The sequence below is a fragment of the Mesorhizobium sp. M7A.F.Ca.CA.004.12.1.1 genome, from assembly GCF_003997835.1.
Lineage (GTDB): Bacteria > Pseudomonadota > Alphaproteobacteria > Rhizobiales > Rhizobiaceae > Mesorhizobium.
On sequence record NZ_RZRK01001512.1, the window covers coordinates 1 to 441 of the forward strand.

Annotated in this window: 1 protein-coding gene; it reads left to right on the forward strand. The window is 63.9% G+C overall.

Translation table 11 applies throughout. The features are described from left to right. A partial coding sequence (locus EN984_RS37305; protein WP_245480221.1) for a pyridoxal-dependent decarboxylase occupies positions 1–441 on the forward strand: 441 nt, incomplete at both ends.

A 441-nucleotide genomic window follows, 5' to 3' on the forward strand; every position in this document is an offset into this window, starting at 1 on the left:
CGATGGACCGGATCTTCGCCGACTTCGAAGAGAAGATCCTGCCGGGAATGACGCATTGGCAGCATCCCCGCTTCTTCGCCTATTTCCCGGCCAATGCGGCGCCGGTTTCGGTGGTGGCGGAATATCTGGTTTCGGCGATGGCCGCGCAATGCATGCTCTGGCAGACGTCGCCGGCGGCGACCGAACTCGAAACGCGCACCGTCGACTGGATGCGCCAGGCGCTCGGCCTGCCGGAAGGTTTCTCGGGCGTAGTCCAGGATTCAGCCTCGTCGGCGACACTGGCCGCAGTGCTGACCATGCGCGAACGGGCGCTCGATTGGCAAGGCAACAAACAAGGCCTGGCAGGGCAGGCGCGGCTGCGCATCTACTCCTCCGACCAGGTGCATACTTCGATTGACCGGGCGATCTGGGTGTCCGGCATAGGCGAGGACAATCTCGTGC